The sequence below is a fragment of the Paenibacillus sp. Soil724D2 genome, assembly GCF_001427935.1.
In the GTDB taxonomy this organism is placed as follows: domain Bacteria; phylum Bacillota; class Bacilli; order Paenibacillales; family NBRC-103111; genus Paenibacillus_E.
Genome location: NZ_LMRY01000034.1, coordinates 44,037 through 64,852, shown reverse-complemented (window position 1 = coordinate 64,852; position 20,816 = coordinate 44,037). Strand labels below are relative to the sequence as shown.

Here is a 20,816-nt window from a genome sequence, read left to right as displayed (position 1 = left end):
TCCGTTATAAACCCCGTAATTACCGCCTTTTTCCTTGGTTAAGAGATTCTGAAATTCGCATATTTTGTCGAAAGGACAATGACGGATTCCAGCTTGGATTGCACGGAATGATTCATTTGTTTACTACATATAGGGTTACTTACATAAGCGGTACTAGATAGAGAATAAGAGAGTGTTAGGAGACGGAAGCCCATGCTGATTGCTTACGATTCGAAGACGGGAAATGTTCGCCGATTTATTGCTAAGCTCAAAATGCCAGCGATTCAAATTGAGGAAGCGATGAAGATGGACGAGCCCTTCGTGCTCGTTACCTATACAACCGGTTTTGGTCAAGTGCCTCCTAAGGTAGCTTCTTTCCTAGAAAGCAATGCCTCTCGTCTTATCGGAGTAGCAGCGAGTGGTAACCGCAACTGGGGAGACGGATTTGCCAAAAGCGCAGATACGATCTCACAGCAGTACGATGTGCCTGTGCTAACCAAGTTTGAGTTATCCGGCACCAAAAATGACGTAGAACGATTTGTTCAGGGGGTACATGCAATTGCGGCACATTGAGCTGAATAATTTATTAATGCAACGCGGAGCGGATGGCTTTTTCCAACTAGAGAAGGATAAAGAAGCTGTTGAAGTTTTTATGAAGGAAGTCCACAGTAAAAGCCTGACTTTCCCCGATACTTCTTCTAAAGTACGTTATATGATCGATCATAACTATTACGAGAACGTATATGAGAAATATACGCAAGATGAAGTTAACGATGTTTATCAAGTGGCCCACGATAATCAATTCGAGTTCGCCTCCTACATGGCAGCTTCGAAATTTTATACGGATTACGCTTTACGCAGTGATGACAAGTCCTTATATCTGGAACATTTCCCGGATCGCGTTGCTATTGTTGCTTTGTACTTGGGACGTGGGAACGTGGAAACAGCGCGTGTTCTTGCTGTCTCGATGATGGAACAACGCTTGCAACCAGCGACACCGACATTCCTTAATGCAGGTAAGAGCCGCCGAGGTGAAATGGTATCCTGCTTCCTATTGGAGATGGACGACTCACTTAATTCGATTAACTACGTGCTTGCTACTTGCATGCAGCTTTCCAAAATTGGCGGCGGTGTAGCCGTTAACTTGTCCAAGCTTCGTGGACGCGGTGAAACGATTAAAGGTGTGGAAAACGCAGCAAAAGGTATTATGCCGGTGCTTAAGCTTATGGAGGATGCGTTCTCCTATGCAGATCAAATGGGTCAGCGTAAGGGTTCAGGAGCTGCTTACTACAACATTTTCGGCTGGGACGTTATGGAGTTCCTAGATAGTAAGAAAATTAATGCGGATGAGAAATCGCGCCTGAAGACACTGTCCATCGGTCTCATTGTACCGAACAGGTTTTACAAGTTGGCTGAAGAGAACCAGCCGTTGCATGTATTTGCTCCTTACACGGTACTGCAAGCTTATGGAAAGCATTTGGATGATATCGATCTCGATGAAATGTACGACGAACTGCTGGCTAACCCGAAGGTGAAGAAAAAGGTTGTCATGAGTGCGCGTGACATGCTAGTTAAAATTGCGACTACCCAACTGGAATCCGGTTATCCATATATGATGAACCGTACGAATGCTAACAGGGATCATGCCCTGAAAGGTATCGGTACGATTAAAATGTCTAATCTCTGTACAGAGATTTTCCAACTGCAAGAAACTTCGGAAATCAACGATTACGGCCAAGATGATCTCATTCTTAGAGATATCAGCTGTAACCTTGCTTCCATGAACATTGCAAATGTAATGGATCGTAAGAAGCTGCGCGAAACTGTTCACGAGGGCATGATTGCATTGACTTCTGTTAGTGATATGACGACGATCTGCAATGCGCCGGGGGTTGCCAAAGCGAACCGTGAGCTGCACTCCGTTGGTCTTGGTGTCATGAATCTTCATGGCTACTTGTCTAAGAACAAAATTAGCTATGAGAGTGATGAAGCCAAAGATTTCGTTCGCACGTTCTTCATGGCTATGAACTATTATTCCATTGAGAAAAGCATGGAAATTGCCAAATCTTCAGGGCAAACCTTTGAAGGTTTTGAGCAATCCGAATATGCGAATGGTGCCTACTTCAGCCGGTATACGGAGACGGATTACACTCCGCTTACGGATAAAGTGAAGTCCTTGTTTGAGGGGATGCCGATTCCATCACCAAGCGACTGGGCTAAGCTAAAAGAAGATGTAAAAACCAATGGTCTTTATCATGCTTACCGATTGGCCGTTGCTCCAACACAAAGTATTTCTTATATTCAAAATGCAACTTCGAGTGTCATGCCGATTGTTGAACCTATCGAGACTCGAACTTACGCGAACTCAACAACGTACTATCCGATGCCTTTTATGGCACGTGATAATTTCTTTTACTATAAATCTGCTTATCAAATGGATCAGTTTAAGATTCTTGATCTTATTGCTGAGATTCAAACACATGTGGATCAAGGGATTTCAACCATTTTACATGTAAATAGCGATGTTTCGACGAGACAACTTGCTAAACTATACCTCTATGCGGCACACAAAGGACTTAAATCGCTCTACTACACGCGAACAAATCAGCTATCCGTTGAGGAATGCGTCAGCTGCTCGGTGTAATTTGGAAGGGGATTGAATATAAATGAGTACGGCCACTACCCTAAGTAATGCCAAGAAAGCTGTGAACTGGAATCGTCCCGATGATGATTTTACGATCACTTTCTGGAATCAAAATATTATGCAGTTCTGGACAGATGAGGAAATCCCATTATCTGATGATAAAATGTCATGGATCACGTTAAGCGGTGCAGAACGTGAGCTATACATGAAAGTACTCGGCGGCCTTACGCTGCTCGATACCATGCAAGGCGGCGTTGGCATGCCGAAAATTCTTGAGCATGTCGATGGACTCCAGCGCAAAGCTGTGCTGAGCTTCATGGGGATGATGGAGCAGATACATGCGAAGTCTTACAGCAGTATTTTCACCACGTTGTCTACAACGGAGGAAATCAATGAGCTGTTCCTTTGGGTGGAACGCAATCCTTACTTGCAGTTCAAGGCAAACAAGATTTCCCATTTCTACGAAAACATTGGAACTCCTAAAGAGCTGTATTTGGCTATGGCAGCATCTGTCCTGCTGGAGAGCTACTTGTTCTATAGCGGCTTCTATTATCCGCTTTACTTGGCTGGACAAGGTAAAATGACGAGCAGCGGCGAAATCATCGATTTGATTTTACGCGATGAGAGCATTCATGGCCTGTATATCGGTGTGTTGGCACAAGAGGTTTATGCGGAGTTAAGTCCTGCTGAGCAGGATGAGGCGTATGCAACATTGTGTGCCTTGCTTAAGGAGCTTCATGCCAATGAGGAAAGCTATACAGAAAGTCTCTATGGGACTTTGGGCTTGGCAGAAGAAGTGAAAGCTTTCTTACGCTACAACGCGAATAAAGCGTTCATGAATCTGGGCGTAGACCCCATTTTCGAAGAAGAGGATATTAATCCGATTGTTCTTAACGGTCTGAGCACGAAGACGAAGCAGCATGACTTTTTCTCGAAAAAAGGGAATGGTTATGTCCGCACGATTCACGTTGAAGCGTTGACGGATGATGATTTCCTTTTTGGGGATTGAATATTAACATGGTTAGCTGCGGATTTAACGGAGTGAGATTGTGTTGACAAAAGTCGATACCGATTTTATAATACAAACTAAATCATATCCATTGAATACGGTCAGGTTCGAATATAGAGAGAAACCCTTTCCCGTGATCATATCCTTCAACTGGAGGGGTATGTTTCATTGTGGTCAGGGTTTTTGTTTATCTGTTTGAAAGGAGAGTTTATATGTATCCAATAATCGATCTTGTAGAGCATCAAACCATTGCCACCGTACAAAAAGAAGAAGAACTAGAGCTTGCTATAAAGAGTCAGGCCAATATTATTTTTCTGCTAATAGGCTCCATCTTCAATGTTCAGGAATTGGTGGATAAGATAAAGGGCGCAGGTAAGCAAGTCTTTATTCATGTAGAATTCATAGAAGGAATAGTGGCTGATCGGACCGGAATATCTTATTTAGCGAAAAATGTAAAGCCTACCGGTATTATTTCTACAAAAGGTAACCTCATTCGGATTGCGAAAGACATGAATTTGATGGCCATTCAACGTATTTTCCTAATTGATCACAGCGCCGTGCTAAGAGGGATCAAAGCGGCGGAGCAAAGCCAGCCGGATGCGATTGAGGTCATGCCTGGCATTATGCCCCACATTATCGAGGGGCTAACTTCAATGACTCCCTACCCCATTATTGCCGGGGGACTGGTTGACAATCAGAGGGAAATAGACGAGGCTTTGCACGCTGGGGCGTTGGCAGTCTCTACCGGGAAATCTGAGTTATGGCAATAGCGATTAATTGATTGCGCTTTCATTATTTTTATTATATAGTAGCAATATTAGATTATTTTGTATCTTGGGTAGAGACTAATGAGAACCCCTGATTACACTGTAATTCACTTTCTAATGGGAAAGTGAGTTCATGTGTAGTTGCGGGTTCTTTATCTTTTTAGGGGGACAATTGCACAAAATGGAAATTACCTTACTAGGGACAGCCTGCGCTGTTGGCGGGATGGATAGGGATAACACCTATTTCCTCATCCAAAACAGGGAAGATTGCACGATGGTAGACGTTGGGGGAAGTCCTTTGAGCAAGCTTGCTAAATTGGGAATTAGCGTCCATCAAGTGAAGGAGATCATTTTCACCCATTTTCATATCGATCATGTGTACGGATTACCATCCCTACTATGGGGAATGTGGCTAGCAGGTCGAACGAAGCCCCTGATCATTTATTGTTCCTCTGAGAATGAGGTCCAACTAAAGAAATGGCTAGAAGTGATTGATATTCATCAATGGCCTGTGTTATTTGAAGTTCAGATCCATAAGTATGCGTGGAGAACGGAATCACTGTTGATAAAAGAAGAGGAGTTAATGATAACGACCTTTCCAAGTCTGCAACTAGGTCCGACCGTTGGATTAAAAATCCAATATAAAGACAAGGTTTTGGTTTATTCGGCAGACACGGAGCCCAATAGCTGGATCAAAGAACAAAAGCAGATTGACATAATGATTCATGAAGCGACAACTGCCGAACGTCCACGGGTTAACCATACGAGCTTACAGGAAATAATTAATTACTATCCATTGGAACGTATTGATCAGGTGGTAGCCGTTCATTTAACCGATACAGAGCCTTATGATCGCGTTCTCGACAGTCAGGTTATAGCTATTAAGGATAAAATAATCATTGGCTTTGATTTCATGAAAATTAATCTATGATGATGTGTAAGGGAAAGAGACGAGTAGAATCCCAAACCTATCAGACTGACTTTAGCCGGAAGGTGAAGTCTGTCTTAAGGTTTGGGATTTTTTTTGAATTTATAGATATAGGAGTGGGAACAGATGAAAGATTTTGCAGGATATATATTTGATTTGGACGGCACTATTTATTTGGGGGGGCGCTTGATTGACGGCGCAGCTGAGGTGATCGAATCCCTTCAATCGAGACATAAAAAAATCTTGTTTTTAACGAATAAAACGATTGAATCCCGAGACAAATACGTCACCAAACTAAACGGTTTGGGCATAAAAGTTGGGATTGACCAAATCTTGAGTCCGACGCTGGTTACCATTCGGTTTTTAAAAGAAAAATACGAAGACTGTAAAATATACGTGATCGGGGAACCATTGATCAAAGAAGAATTCAAGCAGGCGGGGTTTACATTCGCAGAATCACCTGAAGAAACAGATGTAATCATCACCTCATGGGATCGTGAGTTTCACTACTCTCATCTGGATTTTGCCTATCAAGCGATTAAGAAAGGAGCTATGGTCCTTGCCACAAATCCGGATAGAACTTGTCCGACGGAGGGAGGTGATGTTCCGGATTGCGGGGGGATGATCGGAGCTATTGAAGGAGCAACAGGAAAGAAAATTGAACTTATTACCGGTAAACCGTCCATTTATATGGCCAAAGCGGCATTGGAAAGTTTGAAGCTAAACGCAGATCAATGTCTAATGACAGGTGATCGGCTTGAAACGGATATTTTGATGGGTAAACTTGCGGGTTTGCATACGGCATTGGTTTTGACGGGAATTACACAAAAGGAAGACATTTTCAAATCAGACTATCAACCGGATTATATTCTTAATTCTGTATATGACCTTTTGTTAGAGGAGGTTATCGAAGAGACTGCAAGTACATTAGAATTGGATTGAAATGAGACGGCGAGATCATGGGTTAATAAGAGGAGGAGAGCTATGAATCGTAAGTTCAAACCAATAGTCGTTTGCTCGGTTGCTCTGTCACTGTTCGCCGCTTCGGTCGTGACCGGGATCGGTATCCCGGCTGTATCGGCATCTGCTGCTTCGGCCGTATTTATTACGGAGCTGGTTCCGGACACGGTAAATGTAAATTCAAATGATGGCTACGAATACGTCGAGCTTTACAACGCTTCAGATGAACTGATTGACTTGACGGGTTACAAGCTTCAGGGGAAAATTGACGGTGTTTTTAAATGGGAAGGAACACTTGGTAGTAACGTACGAATTCCCCCCCGTGAAACGGTGCTGATTTGGACTCAAAATAGTGTGATCAGTGGAAACACACCACAATTGACACATGACCAGTTCAGAAGCAATTATGGTATCGCTGAGTCCGAACTGCCGAATGACCGTATACATGTTCTGCAAAACGTTTCTGGCTTGTACAACGGAAGCTCTTCACAGAAAAATATAAACATTTCCCTAGTCGACCTGCTCGGTTCGGAAATCGTTGTCGCCACATATTTCGTGAATTCTGATAACGACGATACGTTCGAAAACAAAGGCATTTCATTTAAGCAGCCTTCCTCTGGGATTGCTATGGTGTATAACGGTGGAAATAAGACAGCAACGCCGGGACGTATCGCCTCCGATGAAGTGCTAGGAGTGGCGCCGAGTGACGTGATCGCAGCTGGGGGAGACGGCAGCTTGACGCTGTCGTGGACGCCGAGCAGCGATTCGAATGTGATCGGCTACCGGATTCATTCCCGAAACGGTCTTTCAATGGCGTCGGTTACTGATGTGACCTATACATATACCGGACTGACTAATGGATCCGATTATACGTTTACGTTATCGTCCGTCTATGCTGACGGAGGCGTATCCCCAGCTTCGCTCCCGGTACGCGGAAAGGCGGGCATTCCAGTTATTCCTGCTGTTGCGACTGGCTTACAAGCGCTTCCTCGTGATAAGGCGATTCGTTTGAGCTGGGATGCTTCTACTGAGGGGGATGTTGCTGGTTACCGTATTTATAAGAACGGCGTGCAGCTGCCGGATTTGGTGACAGGCTCCTCCTATGTGGCAACAGGTTTAACGAATGGCCAAAGCGTCACGTTCGCTGTCTATACCGTCAATCAGTCAGGGTTAATGTCTGCGCAGCCTGCAGTGGTTGCACAAAAACCGCAGGCCGCCCCCTCGTTTGTAGTTACGGAAATGGCGCCAAACACGAAAAATATCGACTACAAAACCGGTGGGACAGATGCGTTCGAGTTTATTGAGCTGTACAATTCTACCTCTACGCCCATTAACGTCAAAGGATTTATTTTAAAATACATAGCAGGTGCAACCGTTTTTGATTATCTCATCACGGAAAACAAAATGATCGCGCCGCAAGAGACATTCCTTATTTGGTTCAAAAACACCAACGTACAGCAGGTTGGACTGCCCGAATTCAATCTGGCTTACGGCAGTTCGATTGTGGAGGATCAGATGATCGTAGTCGTAAATGGCGGCATGTCGAATTCGGCGTCGCGCCGTGTACAATTTCTAGATCCCGACAATATTGTGCTTACTGACACGACCTACAAGGTTGAAGATATCGGCGAAAGCATCAGTGCCAACTTCATTCCGGATCGCGGCAACGGGGTTGTCTCGGCCGACAGATTTTCCATGCAGGCCAATCCGGGTTTTCTGTATCCGGTGCAAAAGGTAGCCGATCCAGCTGATATGGTGCGACCAGCTGCCCCTACTGACATACAGGTAGCGGCTGGTGTCGGCGGAGTGAAGGTGACCTGGAGCGATACGCTCGAGCCAGATGTTGCCTATGTGAACGTATATGTGAATGGCGTGGTGCAAAATAAGCTGCTCATGCCGGAGAATGAGGCGATTATTGAGGGACTGGAAAACGGGACGGCGGTTTCCTTGCAGGTGAGCACGATCGATACGGCCGGCAGAGAATCCGATTTGACGGCTCCAATCGTTGCAACACCGACGGCTGATACAATGCCGGCGGTAATGATAACGGAAATTGTTCCCGACACTTGGAACACAGAGCCGCTCGAATCGCGCGATGTCTACGATGCGTATGAGTTCATCGAGCTGTACAATCCGCATTTGCAGCCGTTCGATCTGAACGGCAAAACAGTGCGGTTTACGCAGCCAGATGATGCTGCGAAAAGCTGGTCTTGGACGTTCGATCATCCGACCCCCATCGAGCCGAAAAAAAGTATTCAATTTTGGGTACGTCCGAATGGGCTCAACTATTTAAAGCCGGACGGATTTAACTTTTTCTATTACGGCTTCCAAGAAGCAAAATATGTTCCAGATTCGGCTTTCGTGTATGGCGACGGCGCAGGCGGATTATCCAACAATGGCGGTATCATCGATATCGTCGAGCCGGACGGTACTGTTCTCGTTTCGGCAACGTATACAGCCGGTCAATTTCTCGAGAAAAAAGGGATTACCTATGCCTATCCGATGTTCGGCGGCACTGACATGCGGACCGTCGGCGTTCAGCAAACCGGGACGCCTGGTGTAGTTAACTCTACGCAAATTCCTCGCGAGTCGATGCATGACCAAACTGCACCTGTAGCACCTGCAGGGTTTCAAGCGGAGCCCAACCGAGGTGAAGTGACCGTCAGCTGGGAGCCAAATGCGGAATCGGACTTGGCAGGGTATCAGTTGTACATGGGCGGACAGCTTGAGGTGACATTGCCGACATCGGTAACGTCGTACACGATACCAGCACTTCCGGGTCAGGTTGCGGTGACGTTCGAGTTGAGCGCGATAGATAACACCGGCAACGAATCCGCGCGCGTATCGGCTACGGCTAAGCCAACCTACCCGTTAATGACTCAGGTAGAACGAGAGCCGAGCCCTGCGAATGCACTTACTGAATCTCGGTACATGGCGGCGTGGGATGTCGGGGGGAAAGGTCCGATCATACCGGGTCTTGTACAAGGTCATGTTCCTCAGGGGATGTCATATTTTGCAGATAACCAGCATGAATGGATACTGATGGCTGCGTATCACTATACGGGGGATCCCAGCACTTTAGCGCTCGTCGATGCAAAGACAGGCACTTTGGAGAAATATGTTAACCTCAAAAATCCCGACGGTTCCATTTACACCGGGCATGCGGGCGGTGTTGCGGTAAGCCGGGATAATATATGGCTATCATCCGGCAAGAGGATGTACCGGATGCCGATTCAGACGCTGATCGATACGCCGGACCAAGGCTTCGCACAATTTGCGGATTCGTTTGGCGTTGTGACGAATGCCTCATTCGCGTCGTATGAGGATGGGATGCTGTGGGTTGGAGAATACAGCAACCCGCCTTCTTATACGACAAGTCCGTCGCATCAGATCCATAACCGAAACGGGGAGTCTCACTTGTCGTGGATCGTTGGTTATGAGCTCGATTTAAACGACAGACTTCCATCGGATACACCCAGCTTTCGAGAAGAGAGCATGGACAAATTTGTGCCTAAATATGTGATAAGTATCGGTGATAAAATCCAAGGCGTTGCGTTTAACAAGGGAGAAGTGCTGCTCACTTACAACCAGGGGCGGCCTTACAACTCGATTGTTCGCTATGCAATGCCGAACGTCTCTGACCTGTCCACGAAATATGCGGAAACGTCCATCGGCGGCGTTACCGTTCCGTTATGGTTGTTGGACAGCGTGAATAAAACGGGTTCGATCAATGTTCCAACCGGTGCGGAGAATATGTTCATCCGCAATGAGGATGGTGCTGACAATCTGTATGTGAACTTCGAATCGGGTGCGAACCATATGCGGTTCATGTCGTCCTATTCGATGGATCGATTGCTTAAGCTGAATCTTGATCAGCTGCGCGCATATGACAATCGGACATTAGCAGGTATTCCCCAGGAAATGAAGATCGGCGCTCAAGCGCAGGCGATCGTACTTGCAGACCGAGGTAAACGCAATGCAGAGAACGTAACAGGCAGCTATATATGGACGAGCAGCGAGCCTTCAATTATCGAGGTCACAGCGGAAGGCTATATTCGCGCCATAAAACCGGGTACAGTAACGATTACCGGTACGGCCGGCGAGAGTGTGCTCAAGGCTTCCGTTCGGGTAACCTCTCCGGACTCAATTCGCGCAGATTTTCCTTCGAGCGGACGGATGACCGATGGTACGGAGTTCCAGCTTGCGGTCAAAGCTGTTTATGCGGACGGGTCGGAAAGTGATATAACTTCATTGGCTGCTTACACGCTCAAAGGTAGTTCCGGGGCTCTCGAGGTAAGCCAATTGGGGTTAGTCCGGGCCATTAAACCGGGTATGGAAATGATTTCGATCGTATTCGAGGGAAAAACGTTTGAATTGAAAGTAATTGTTAGCCCAGAAGAGGCCGGGGGAAGGAAACACCAGCCCCGTTGAGCAAAAGACGAATTAATTCCAAGCGGTAGAGATGAAGGAGAACCTCTTTGGAAGAGATGCGGTTTGTTTGCGCATTTTTTCTAAGGGGGTTTTTATATTTTACATGGAGGAGAACCATACATGAGACCTACATTTTCAGCAGCTAACAGATCGATTATTTTAGAGACAATGGCGCAGAGCGAGCTAGATATATTGGTTATCGGAGGTGGGGTCACAGGAGGCGGTATCGCGCTCGATGCAAGTGCGCGCGGTATGAATGTCGGCTTGTTGGAGAAGAACGATTTCGGTTCCGGCACAAGCAGTCGCTCTACGAAACTTATTCACGGCGGGTTGCGGTATTTGAAGCAGGGAGATGTCAAGCTTGTGCAGGAGGTTGGACGGGAACGGGCAATTTTGTACAAAAATGCGCCGCACCTTGTCATTCCCGCACCGATGCTTCTTCCTGTATATAAAGGCGGGACATACGGTTACCTTGCCTCGTCGATTGGTCTATACATCTATGATTGGCTGGCAGGTGTCGCCCGCAAGGAGCGGAGAAAAATGTTTGACCGTAGGCAAACAGCCCAGCTCGAGCCGCTGCTGAAGCAGGATGGCTTGAAGGGAGGCGGGCTATATTTCGAGTACCGAACGGACGACGCCCGGCTAACGATTGACATTATGAAGACTGCTTACGCGCAAGGCGCCAGCATCGTAAACTATGCAGAGGTGACGGAGTTTATTTACCGTGACGGTAAAGCGGTGGGTGTTCGTGTACACGATCGCATCAACGGTACGTACACGCAAATTAATGCCAAACATATTGTCAATGCAACCGGCCCGTGGGTCGATAAGGTGCGAGATATCGACGGTTCCTTGAAAGGGAAACGCTTGTTCTTAACTAAGGGTGTCCATCTCGTTGTTGATTACGAGCGCTTTCCGGTAAAACAGGCTGCCTACTTCGATACACCCGATGGTCGCATGGTGTTCGTCATTCCACGCGGCAAGGTGACCTATATCGGCACAACGGATACCGTCTATTCGCAATCCATTGAGAGCCCAAGAACGACGATAGAGGATCGCGACTATATTATTCGTGCGGTGAATTTTATGTTCCCTAGCATTGGGCTTACAACGGATGATATCCGTTCCCATTGGGCTGGGCTTAGACCGCTCATTTATGAGGAAGGCAAAGGGCCTTCTGAGCTGTCTAGAAAGGATGAGATTTTCGTTTCCGACAGCAAGCTCATTACCATAGCCGGCGGCAAGCTGACAGGTTTCCGCAAAATGTCCGAGAAAGTCGTCGATCTTGTCGCCAGCGAGCTGCATAACACCACTGGACGGAGCTACCCGGCCTGCAGTACGGATAAGATTACGGTGAGCGGTGGAGAAGTTCACCTAAGTGGTGCGAGCTATGCGGATTGGAAGAAAGAAATGGTGAGATTGGGAGCCGCACAAGGCGTAAATCAAACGGTCATGCAAGATTGGATTGATACATTCGGTTCGAATGCGCTTCGCATTATAGACCGTCTACCGGCTTTGAAACAGCAAAACATTCCTATAGAAATGTACTGGCTGCATGCAGAGCTGATGTACTGCATGGAAGAAGAAATGACCGTCGACGTGTCCGATTTCTTGAGACTGCATACAGGTTGGACCTATTTCCAATTGAGTAAGGCGGAGAAATATGCTGACGCAGTATTTCAAATACTTTGCAATCACCTGTCATACGACGGAGCTCAGAAGGAAAAACAGCTCAACATGATGGAAGCGCTATTCGCTTCTATTAACGATCTCCCGGTAAATGATCATGCTATCTAAAGAAGGGGGTGATCAAAGATGAGCAGTGTATGGCATATTACAGATCTAGAGCTTACCATACGAATTCTGCTGGCTGCAGGGTTAGGGGGACTCGTAGGCTTGGAGCGGGAATGGAGCAACCATGCGGCTGGTTTACGCACGCACATTCTTGTCTGTATCGGATCAACGGCAATTATGCTGCTGTCGATATATGGCTTCTCCGATTTCGTTAACGAGCCGCAAGTGCGGGTAGACCCGGCACGACTGGCGGCGCAGGTCATTAGCGGCATCGGGTTTCTGGGAGCCGGTACCATCATGCGGACCGGCTTGACTGTATCCGGTCTGACGACTGCCGCTTCCTTATGGGTGGTGGCGGCGATCGGTCTGTGCGTCGGCGCGGGCTTCTTGTATTGCGCGGTGCTTGCAACGGTTATGGTATTACTTAGTTTGGTTGTGCTTAACAAATGGGAAAAGTATTTAATGCGCAATCGGCGAACGATGGAGGTAGTGATAAAAATCGTCGATAAGCCCGGCGTATTAGGCAACATTGCTACCAAATTCGGTGAGAACGGCATTCATATCGTGAACGTCCAGATGAAGCCTGATGGCATGACCGAAGTGGACGGTGTATTGGAGGCGGTCGTGGAGCTGCGTTTCAGTTTGAAGGCAAGCCAAGGGGAGACGCTAATAAAGGCGTTGGATGCGATCTCTACATCAGTGCATATTTTGTCTACGGAGTCGAAAACCTTTAGCATGGAATCAGGTTCCCGGAAGTCAAGCAGGCATGCGGTAGGATAAATTGCATAATGCCGATCAACTTCTTGTAGATGATGTTAATGAATGGTAAAATATACTGTTGTATTGACTATTACGCAATTATGTGAAATACTAGTAGCAGTGAAAACGCTTTAATTCGTTCATAACGATTGGGTCGGAGATCATTGAGACAGCCCAAGAGACGAACGGACCGTGTGGTAATTGCGCGGCTCCTTTGTTTCTTGTGTCTCAGTGCTCTCCTTTTTTCATCTCCAAAAGTAATACCAAAAATGGAAAGGGGATTTTACAATGAAATTAACAAAATGGTTTCCCTTGCTTGCGGCATCTTCTCTTATGCTAACAACAGCGGTTGGCTGCTCGAACGGTGGGGAGGAAACACCGGCGGAAGCGTCAATTGCACCGGTGGTGGAAGACAACTCGCAGATTACGATTCAATATTGGCATTCTCATGCTGAAGTGCAAATGCCCGCAGTCAATTACATGATTAGCGAGTTCCAGAAAAAGTATCCGAACATCACGGTCGAACCGGTGTTCCAAGGTGCATACGTCGATTTGCATAAGAAGCTGCAGGCGGCTGTTGCGGCTAAAGAAGTTCCTGCCGTCACCAATGTGGAAGTTTCAGTGTTACCTAACTTTGCTGACAGTGGTGTGTTTGCAGATTTAAGCGGTTACATATCCCGCGATAAAGTAGATATGAACGATTTTTCCAAAGGGATGTTGCAAGCGTATTCTTATAACAATAAGCAATACGGCTTCCCGTTAATCGTCAGCACAAGCGTTATGATTTACAACAAAACGATGCTCGATAAGCTGAATGTTAAACCGCCGCAAACATGGGCTGAAATCGAAGATTTTAATAAAAAGGTTACGGTTAAGGAAAATGGGAAAACGAGCCGTTACGCTTTCTCCGTACCAGGTTGGGATACATGGTACATGGATCCGTGGGTATCTAACGGCGGTGGCGCGATTCTGAGTCCAGATCATAAGAAAACGCTGCTTGACCAGCCTGATAGTCTGAAGTGGATTCAAAACTTCGAAAAATGGACTAAGGAAGGTTCTATGCATATGGGTTACGGCAAAGGTGCTTCAGACACCATGCGCCAAATGTTCTTAGAGGAAAAAGTAGCGATGGTTCAGCATACTTCGGCTGTCTTGAAAACTTACCTGCAAAATGCGAAATTTGAAGTAGGCGTTTCATTCCTGCCTGGCGACAAAGAACGCAAATCGCATATCGGTGGAGCAGGCATTGTTATGATGGACGGAGCTCCTGCTAAACAGAAGGAAGCTGGTTGGAAGTTCGTGAAGTTCATGACCGCAGCTGAGAACAATATCAAGTGGGCGGAAGGCACAGGTTACTTGCCAACTCACAAGTCCGTTCTCACGACAGAGGAAGGCAAGAAGTACTTTGAGAAGCTGCCGCAGTACAAAGCGGTGTTTGATAATTTCGACAATGTCGTAGGCCGTCCGCAGCACCCGACTTATCCGGAATTCAGCAAGAAGTACATGGAAGTGGTTGGTAAAATGCTTCTTGAAAATGGAGATCCAGTGCCTCTTATGAAGGACGCTGTGAAAGAAATCGATGCGATTTTGAAAGAAAGCTAGAAAGAAAGGGGAGTCGCCATGAAAGCGACGGAAAGCCAGCCTGTCCGTATACAGCAAGCGACCAAACGGTCTAATACCCGTTGGTTAGAATACTTGAAAGACTTTTCGTTTGCAGTGCCCGCATTGGTCATATTGACTCTGTTTATCTATTATCCGCTCCTAAATTCGTTATACCTCAGCTTTACAAACTGGAATATGACGAAGCCGGTGAAGAAATTCATCGGCTTCGACAACTACGTCTATTTGCTGACTAGCGACACGTTTTATAAAGTGCTCAAAATTACATTTACGTACACCATATTAGACGTTCTGCTTACGCTCGGACTCGGGCTGTTACTGGCACTTTTGTTTAACTCGGTTTCGAAGTTTTTTGGCTTTATGCGGGCGATCATCTTCATGCCGCATTACATCTCGATGGTTATCGTGTCTATGATCTTCCTATGGATTTTCAACGGTCGATATGGATTGATGAACGAATTGCTGAACTGGGTGGGATTGGACCCGATACAATGGCTGACCAATACGAAGACCGCACTTTGGGTGCTTGTCCTTATTGGGGTTTGGAAAGGCGTCGGTTTTACAATGATAATCTTCATCGCCGGGCTTAGAAGTATTCCGGTCGAATATTATGAGGCTTCCGGCATCGACGGGGCGACGAAATGGACGCAGTTTTGGAAAATTACATTGCCGCTGCTGTCTCCGACAACATTATTCCTTGTCGTTACACACTTTATTTCTTCGATGCAAGTGTTCCAATCAGTCGATGTCCTCACGAACGGAGGCCCACTCGATTCAACGAAAGCTATGGTCTACTGGATTTATGAAATGGCGTTTTCCGAGTTTCGAACAGGCCGAGCGTCTGCTCTTGTTATCATGTTCTTCCTCATAATCGTCTTGCTGACCATGGTGCAAATGTATGTGTCCAAGAAGAAAGTCCACTACGAAGGGTAGGTGCCAGTGACATATGAAAAATCCGCTGTTTACCAGTACCCGGGTCATTGTCGCAATCGTTATTACGTTATTTATGTTTTTTCCTATTTATTGGATGCTGATTACTGCTTTGAAAACATCGAGTGAGCTGCGCATGGCTGTACCGAGCTTTTGGCCGGAAAAGCTGATGTGGGAAAACTTCGCAAGCGCTTTCAAGGCGATTCCTTTCTATCGTTTTACCGTAAATACGGTCATCCAGACTGTCGGTATCGTATTTCTGCAAATTAACATCGGCATCATGGCTGCGTACGCTTTCTCTAAAGGTACGTTCCCAGGTAGAGATGCCCTGTTCGCTCTTGTACTGGCCGCGCTGATTGTTCCAGAGCAGGTCGTGTTCGTACCTATTTACGTGATGCTGTCGAAAATAGGTTGGATTAATACGTACTACGCATTGATCATTCCACACGCGGCTTCAGCATACGGCATTTTTCTGTTGCGCCAAATGTTCCGATCGATTAATAACGATGTGATTGAGGCCGCTAAAGTGGATGGAGCGAGTCGTTTGCAGGTGCTTTATCGCATTCTGACCCCGATGGCGATGCCGACGGTAGCTACCTTGACCGTCATCAGCTTTATACATAGCTGGAATGCCTACTTCTGGCCGCTCGTTATGACCAACTCGAATAAAATGCGCGTGCTGACGGTCGGTATTTCCATGATGCGGGATTCAATTGCTGGCGACGAGGCGCTTAACTTTCACCTGTTGATGTCTGCGAGTATCTTGGTTATTTTACCTATCGTTATCATGTTTGTGTTCGCACAGAAATATATTGTTGCCGCCATGGCGAACTCAACATTTAAGTAAGAGAGGAGCTTCATGCATCATGACAAAACAACCATTGTTAGTCATCGCGCATCGCGGAGCGAAAGGGGAAGCGCCGGAAAATACGCTGGTGGCTTTCCTTCTCGGACTTGAGCAAGGTTGCGACGCGATTGAATTAGACATTCATTTATCCAAGGATGGAGAAATTGTCGTTATTCATGACGACACAATGAACCGGACGACAGACATAAGCGGTAAAGTGAATGAATTGACGCTCGCGGAGCTTAAACAAGCTGATGCAGGTCGATGGTTTCATGAGAAGTATGCGGGTGAGCGTGTGCCGCTGCTGGAAGAAGTATTCGATCTCGTACCGACGAATGTCATGATTAATGTGGAAATTAAATCTTCCTATGGGCGTAAATTAGAGCCTGCTTTGGTGGAGCTCATGAGACGCAAGAACCGCATTCAAAATGTCGTTGTTTCTTCATTCGACCATAAATGTTTACTGTTTCTGAAGCTTCTTGAGCCGGAAATCAAGATCGGTCTTTTGTATGATTTTACCCCAGGGCAGCATAACCAATTAGCGGCTGGCTTAGGGACGCCGGTATACTCGCTGCATCCCAAGCATACTCGAATCGTTGCTGAAGATGTGCGTGAAGCGGTTGCACATGGTCTTCGCGTATTTGTTTACACGGTCAACGACGAAGAAAATATGGCGAAGTTGATTGATTATGGCGTCTCGGGAATTATTACAGACTATCCAGGCAAGCTGAGGACTTTGTTATCGTATACGGCTAGTGCGGGGGCAGGACGATGAAACGAACGGCATGGATTGTTCTCCTTGCAGGATTATCGGCGCTAATGGTAACCGGCTGCCAACAGGGGGCTTCATCGGTTTCGACCACGCCGTCTTCAGTGTCAACGAAACCGACCGCTGAAGCCGGAGCTGTCAGTGGGGCGTCGAATAAGTCTGGCAGCAACCAGGCTGCAGCGACACCCGCAGTTTTTACACAAGAAGAAGCGGGTATTAAAATCCGAGTCGACATGCCGGAGATCAAAACCTTTTTGCAAAAAGCAAACCAAGGTCCCATTGTTCCTGCATTAAAACAAAATGCGATCCCGCAAGGCATAGCCTACTTGGAAGACCTTAAATGGATTCTGGTGTCGTACTACAGAGAAGATGGCAAGCCGAGCTTGCTAACGGTAATAGACGCCGGTACCGGGAAAATGGTTAAGGCGCTTGAGCTCTATAAAAGCGATGGCACTCCTTACAAAGGGCATGCTGGGGGGATCACGGCAAGTCGGAAGCATATCTGGATTTCTTCGGAACAAGATGTGAACTTTTTCAATACGGAAGATATCCAAAAAGCGGATAATAGTAAGCTTACTTTCAAAGGTTCAGTGAAAAACGATACGCGTGCCTCATTTACGACTTACGCGGACGGCGTCTTATGGATCGGCGAGTTTGCTCAAGGCACTGACTACCCGACGGATAAGTCACACTACATGACGAATCGCGATGATAAAGAACACAGAGCATGGGCGGTCGGCTATAAGCTGGATGCGGAGACAGACCTGCCTGTGGCAAAAGAGCAGGGGCCGACACCTGCTGTTCCGGACTATATTATGTCGCTGCCGGGAAGCATTCAAGGCATGTTCGTTACAAAGGACGGCATATGGCTCAGTCAATCATCCGGTCGCAATAATGCAAGTACACTGCACCGTTTCGTCAATAGTATGACAGTAGACAAACCGCATACTACAGTGTCAGTTAGGGGCAAAGATGTTCCCGTCTGGTTCTTGGACAGCAAGAGCTTGAAAAGTAAAATGGAAGCACCCCCCATGTCCGAAGGGTTGTTCGAAACGAATGGACAGCTGTATATCCTATTTGAGTCGGGGGCAACCAAGTACAAAACTTCTTCCAGCTACGCGCTGGACAGGATTCAAGTCCTGCCGCTTCATGAGTAAGAACTGGTTGGCAAGCTGCGAACAATTCATGTATGATATTGGAAGTTCGATGATTTAATTCAACTTCATTATCAAACTGAGGAGGAGGAGCTGCAATGATTCTAGGCCTGGCCCATAGAGGATACCCGAGGAAGGTTCCTGAGAATACGCTTGCATCTTTTCAAGCAGCTTTAGACTTATCGTATAGTCATTTGGAGTTGGATGTACAGTTAACCAAAGACGGCATACCTGTCGTTATTCATGATACGACGGTCAACAGGACGACAAATGGCAAGGGCAGAGTGGTGGATTTCATGTTCGACGAGCTGCGGAAATTGGACGCCGGAAGCAGTCAACTGATCCCGACGCTCGAGGAAGTGCTGCAGTTGGCCAAGGGAAAGGCCAAGGTGGACATTGAACTGAAGCAGAGCGGCAATCTGTACCCTGGACTGGAACAGAAAGTACTTGATGTGGTGCGTTCTTGTGGTGTCCTTGATCAAGTATTCGTGTCATCATTCGATCATTATTCGATCGTCCGGATGCGCGAATTGTCTCGCGAGATCGAGCTTGGGCTAGTCCTTTACGGAGCAACGCCTTCTGTCTTTCCGCTTGCCAAGCAAATTGACGCCCGTTACGTTTCTGTCAAATATATTTATTTGACTGACGAATTTGTTCAACGCTGCGATGAGCAGGGCATTCAATTGATAGCGTGGACAATAGACGATGAGCAAGATATGCGTGATATACGTTCCCGATACCCGCACATTTGGGTTTGCACGAATGAACTGGACCGGTGGAAGCAGTGCATGGAACCGTTCGGATCGATTGTAAATCAGTGAAAATGACATAAAGACGAGCCGTTATCTGAGGATAGCAGTTCGTCTTTTTGTTATACGGTTCTAAACTTTGAGTTCAGCATGATGTACATTCGATGTCTCTATTTGAAAAGTAGTGTGCTGGATTTTGAATTTATTTTCTTTTTCATGGATTTCCTTTTGTAAAATATCCTGTTGTGAACATTGATGACACCATCAATTCTTTCTAACGTCTTTTTAACTTTATCCATCAATGGTTGTGGGTGTACTTTCCATCAATATGTGAAAGGCATTACGAATAACACCCCACGCGCTTTAATCCTGATGCGAATGAGAGAAGATTCACAAAAGGGTTGCTGCAAATGTACAAGCTGATGGCTGCCTAGTTCGTCTGAAGAAGGAAATCATGACTTCACATATGCGGTCATTCAATGACGCTTGTTACGCCGTAGGAAGACTTTCGTTTTACAAAAATAATACTCAACAGAATCAACACGAGACCTGCCAAAAGCGACCCTGAAAACGGTTCGTTAAAGAAAAGCGTTCCCGTCAAAATAGCAACTAACGGTATAAGGAACGCCAATCCAGGGCATTTTTCAGACCATTTTCAGCTTTAATGCGTTTTCTGGAGACATCCGATTTGTCCAGATTGCTTATCGTATTTCTCCATGGCAGAATCGTAAAGCCAAGTGCTACAATACAATCAAGCGATTAATAAAGGAGTGAATCAGGTGAGAAAATTGACGATAGAAGAGAAAAAGAATTATGATGAACTTGGCTATGTGGTCGTTTCGGATCTATTTTCGACGGAGGAACTAAGTGAGATTAACGAAGAGCTTGATGGATGCGAAGAGCCAGTCCAAACCTCGGGGGAACACGAAGGATTTACGTACCAGCTAGCGATGCTGACCGACAAGACGAAACAATTCGCTCACGACGAGCGGATCCTGAACTTGATCGAGGACATCGTTAAGCCGGGCATTTCCATCTTTTCCTCAAAGCTGTTGACCAAGCTGCCACACAGCGCTTCTGTCTGTCACTGGCATCAGGACGACGCATACTATAACGAAGTGGTGAACAGCGATACTCGGATGTCGATCTGGGTACCGCTGCAGGATACGGACGAGCTGAACGGATGCTTATGGATCGTTCCCAGAAGTCATAAGCAAGGGCAGCAGCCTTATACCGTCAAAAATAACGGCACTTGCCGGAAGGCGCTGGACGAGGAGCAGGTCGATTTGACAAAAGCCGAACCGGTGCGAATGAAGGCGGGCTCCATGCTGCTTTTTAACGCGTTGACTTGGCATTCCTCGAAAGGCAACGAAACGGATCAAGTTAGAAGGGCGTTCATCGTTTCGTACCAGGAGGCGACGGTACCGATCGGGCGGGGGAAGCAGCACATCGTTCTGCGTCCTGCGATCTGAGCTG

Annotated in this window: 16 protein-coding genes; all 16 read left to right on the top strand. The window is 46.6% G+C overall.

The annotated features are described in order from the left end of the window. Positions 1-192 precede the first annotated feature (192 nt). Entirely contained in the window at positions 193-552 is a 360-nt protein-coding gene (nrdI, locus tag ASG85_RS24500; protein ID WP_047677314.1) for a class Ib ribonucleoside-diphosphate reductase assembly flavoprotein NrdI, read from the top strand. Continuing rightward, positions 539-2,623: a class 1b ribonucleoside-diphosphate reductase subunit alpha gene (nrdE, locus tag ASG85_RS24495; RefSeq protein WP_060647998.1), complete on the top strand. Its 2,085-nt coding sequence runs from the start codon at positions 539-541 to the stop codon at positions 2,621-2,623. Before nrdI ends, nrdE begins: the two co-directional genes overlap by 14 nt. 22 nt (positions 2,624-2,645) lie before the next feature. Then, positions 2,646-3,632 carry a class 1b ribonucleoside-diphosphate reductase subunit beta gene (nrdF, locus tag ASG85_RS24490; RefSeq protein ID WP_060647997.1) on the top strand — a complete coding sequence of 329 codons (987 nt, stop codon included), beginning with the start codon at positions 2,646-2,648 and terminating at the stop codon, positions 3,630-3,632. Between the two features lie 212 nt (positions 3,633-3,844). Next, positions 3,845-4,402, top strand: coding sequence for a glycerol-3-phosphate responsive antiterminator (locus ASG85_RS24485; RefSeq protein WP_057304860.1), 558 nt, complete (start codon positions 3,845-3,847; stop codon positions 4,400-4,402). A gap of 178 nt (positions 4,403-4,580) precedes the next feature. After that, positions 4,581-5,330 carry an MBL fold metallo-hydrolase gene (locus ASG85_RS24480; protein ID WP_060647996.1) on the top strand — a complete coding sequence of 250 codons (750 nt, stop codon included), beginning with the start codon at positions 4,581-4,583 and terminating at the stop codon, positions 5,328-5,330. A gap of 123 nt (positions 5,331-5,453) precedes the next feature. Continuing rightward, the gene (locus ASG85_RS24475) at positions 5,454-6,269 is read left to right on the top strand and encodes an HAD-IIA family hydrolase (protein WP_060647995.1); all 816 of its coding nucleotides are present in this window, start codon (positions 5,454-5,456) and stop codon (positions 6,267-6,269) included. Between the two features lie 42 nt (positions 6,270-6,311). Then, positions 6,312-10,718 (top strand): lamin tail domain-containing protein, encoded by a 4,407-nt coding sequence (locus ASG85_RS24470; protein WP_060647994.1) that lies wholly within the window; start codon positions 6,312-6,314, stop codon positions 10,716-10,718. 120 nt (positions 10,719-10,838) lie between these two features. Beyond that, positions 10,839-12,515, top strand: coding sequence for a glycerol-3-phosphate dehydrogenase/oxidase (locus tag ASG85_RS24465; protein WP_060647993.1), 1,677 nt, complete (start codon positions 10,839-10,841; stop codon positions 12,513-12,515). A gap of 18 nt (positions 12,516-12,533) precedes the next feature. Further along, positions 12,534-13,292, top strand: coding sequence for an MgtC/SapB family protein (locus ASG85_RS24460; RefSeq protein ID WP_060647992.1), 759 nt, complete (start codon positions 12,534-12,536; stop codon positions 13,290-13,292). Positions 13,293-13,559: 267 nt separating this feature from the next. Then, positions 13,560-14,873: an ABC transporter substrate-binding protein gene (locus ASG85_RS24455; protein ID WP_060647991.1), complete on the top strand. Its 1,314-nt coding sequence runs from the start codon at positions 13,560-13,562 to the stop codon at positions 14,871-14,873. Positions 14,874-14,891: 18 nt separating this feature from the next. Next, positions 14,892-15,824 (top strand): carbohydrate ABC transporter permease, encoded by a 933-nt coding sequence (locus ASG85_RS24450; protein WP_057304867.1) that lies wholly within the window; start codon positions 14,892-14,894, stop codon positions 15,822-15,824. 13 nt (positions 15,825-15,837) lie between these two features. Beyond that, a complete protein-coding gene (locus ASG85_RS24445; RefSeq protein ID WP_057304868.1) occupies positions 15,838-16,668 on the top strand; it encodes a carbohydrate ABC transporter permease in 831 nt (276 codons plus the stop codon). Positions 16,669-16,687: 19 nt separating this feature from the next. Beyond that, a complete protein-coding gene (locus ASG85_RS24440) occupies positions 16,688-17,443 on the top strand; it encodes a glycerophosphodiester phosphodiesterase (protein WP_060647990.1) in 756 nt (251 codons plus the stop codon). After that, positions 17,440-18,594, top strand: coding sequence for a hypothetical protein (locus ASG85_RS24435; protein ID WP_060647989.1), 1,155 nt, complete (start codon positions 17,440-17,442; stop codon positions 18,592-18,594). Before ASG85_RS24440 ends, ASG85_RS24435 begins: the two co-directional genes overlap by 4 nt. Before the next feature lie 95 nt (positions 18,595-18,689). Beyond that, complete coding sequence (locus tag ASG85_RS24430) at positions 18,690-19,412, top strand: glycerophosphodiester phosphodiesterase (RefSeq protein WP_060647988.1); 723 nt, start codon at positions 18,690-18,692, stop codon at positions 19,410-19,412. A 707-nt stretch (positions 19,413-20,119) separates the two neighbouring features. After that, on the top strand, positions 20,120-20,812 hold the full coding sequence (locus tag ASG85_RS24425; RefSeq protein ID WP_057304872.1) for a phytanoyl-CoA dioxygenase family protein: 693 nt from the start codon (positions 20,120-20,122) through the stop codon (positions 20,810-20,812). Positions 20,813-20,816 lie beyond the last annotated feature (4 nt).

Bases quoted from the DNA above. Each gene is read 5' to 3' on its own strand.
- nrdI (WP_047677314.1), top strand. From the start codon at position 193: ATGCTGATTGCTTACGATTCGAAGACGGGAAATGTTCGCCGATTTATT.
- nrdF (WP_060647997.1), top strand. From the start codon at position 2,646: ATGAGTACGGCCACTACCCTAAGTAATGCCAAGAAAGCTGTGAACTGG.
- ASG85_RS24485 (WP_057304860.1), top strand. From the start codon at position 3,845: ATGTATCCAATAATCGATCTTGTAGAGCATCAAACCATTGCCACCGTA.
- ASG85_RS24480 (WP_060647996.1), top strand. From the start codon at position 4,581: ATGGAAATTACCTTACTAGGGACAGCCTGCGCTGTTGGCGGGATGGAT.
- ASG85_RS24475 (WP_060647995.1), top strand. From the start codon at position 5,454: ATGAAAGATTTTGCAGGATATATATTTGATTTGGACGGCACTATTTAT.
- ASG85_RS24470 (WP_060647994.1), top strand. From the start codon at position 6,312: ATGAATCGTAAGTTCAAACCAATAGTCGTTTGCTCGGTTGCTCTGTCA.
- ASG85_RS24465 (WP_060647993.1), top strand. From the start codon at position 10,839: ATGAGACCTACATTTTCAGCAGCTAACAGATCGATTATTTTAGAGACA.
- ASG85_RS24460 (WP_060647992.1), top strand. From the start codon at position 12,534: ATGAGCAGTGTATGGCATATTACAGATCTAGAGCTTACCATACGAATT.
- ASG85_RS24455 (WP_060647991.1), top strand. From the start codon at position 13,560: ATGAAATTAACAAAATGGTTTCCCTTGCTTGCGGCATCTTCTCTTATG.
- ASG85_RS24450 (WP_057304867.1), top strand. From the start codon at position 14,892: ATGAAAGCGACGGAAAGCCAGCCTGTCCGTATACAGCAAGCGACCAAA.
- ASG85_RS24445 (WP_057304868.1), top strand. From the start codon at position 15,838: ATGAAAAATCCGCTGTTTACCAGTACCCGGGTCATTGTCGCAATCGTT.
- ASG85_RS24440 (WP_060647990.1), top strand. From the start codon at position 16,688: ATGACAAAACAACCATTGTTAGTCATCGCGCATCGCGGAGCGAAAGGG.
- ASG85_RS24435 (WP_060647989.1), top strand. From the start codon at position 17,440: ATGAAACGAACGGCATGGATTGTTCTCCTTGCAGGATTATCGGCGCTA.
- ASG85_RS24430 (WP_060647988.1), top strand. From the start codon at position 18,690: ATGATTCTAGGCCTGGCCCATAGAGGATACCCGAGGAAGGTTCCTGAG.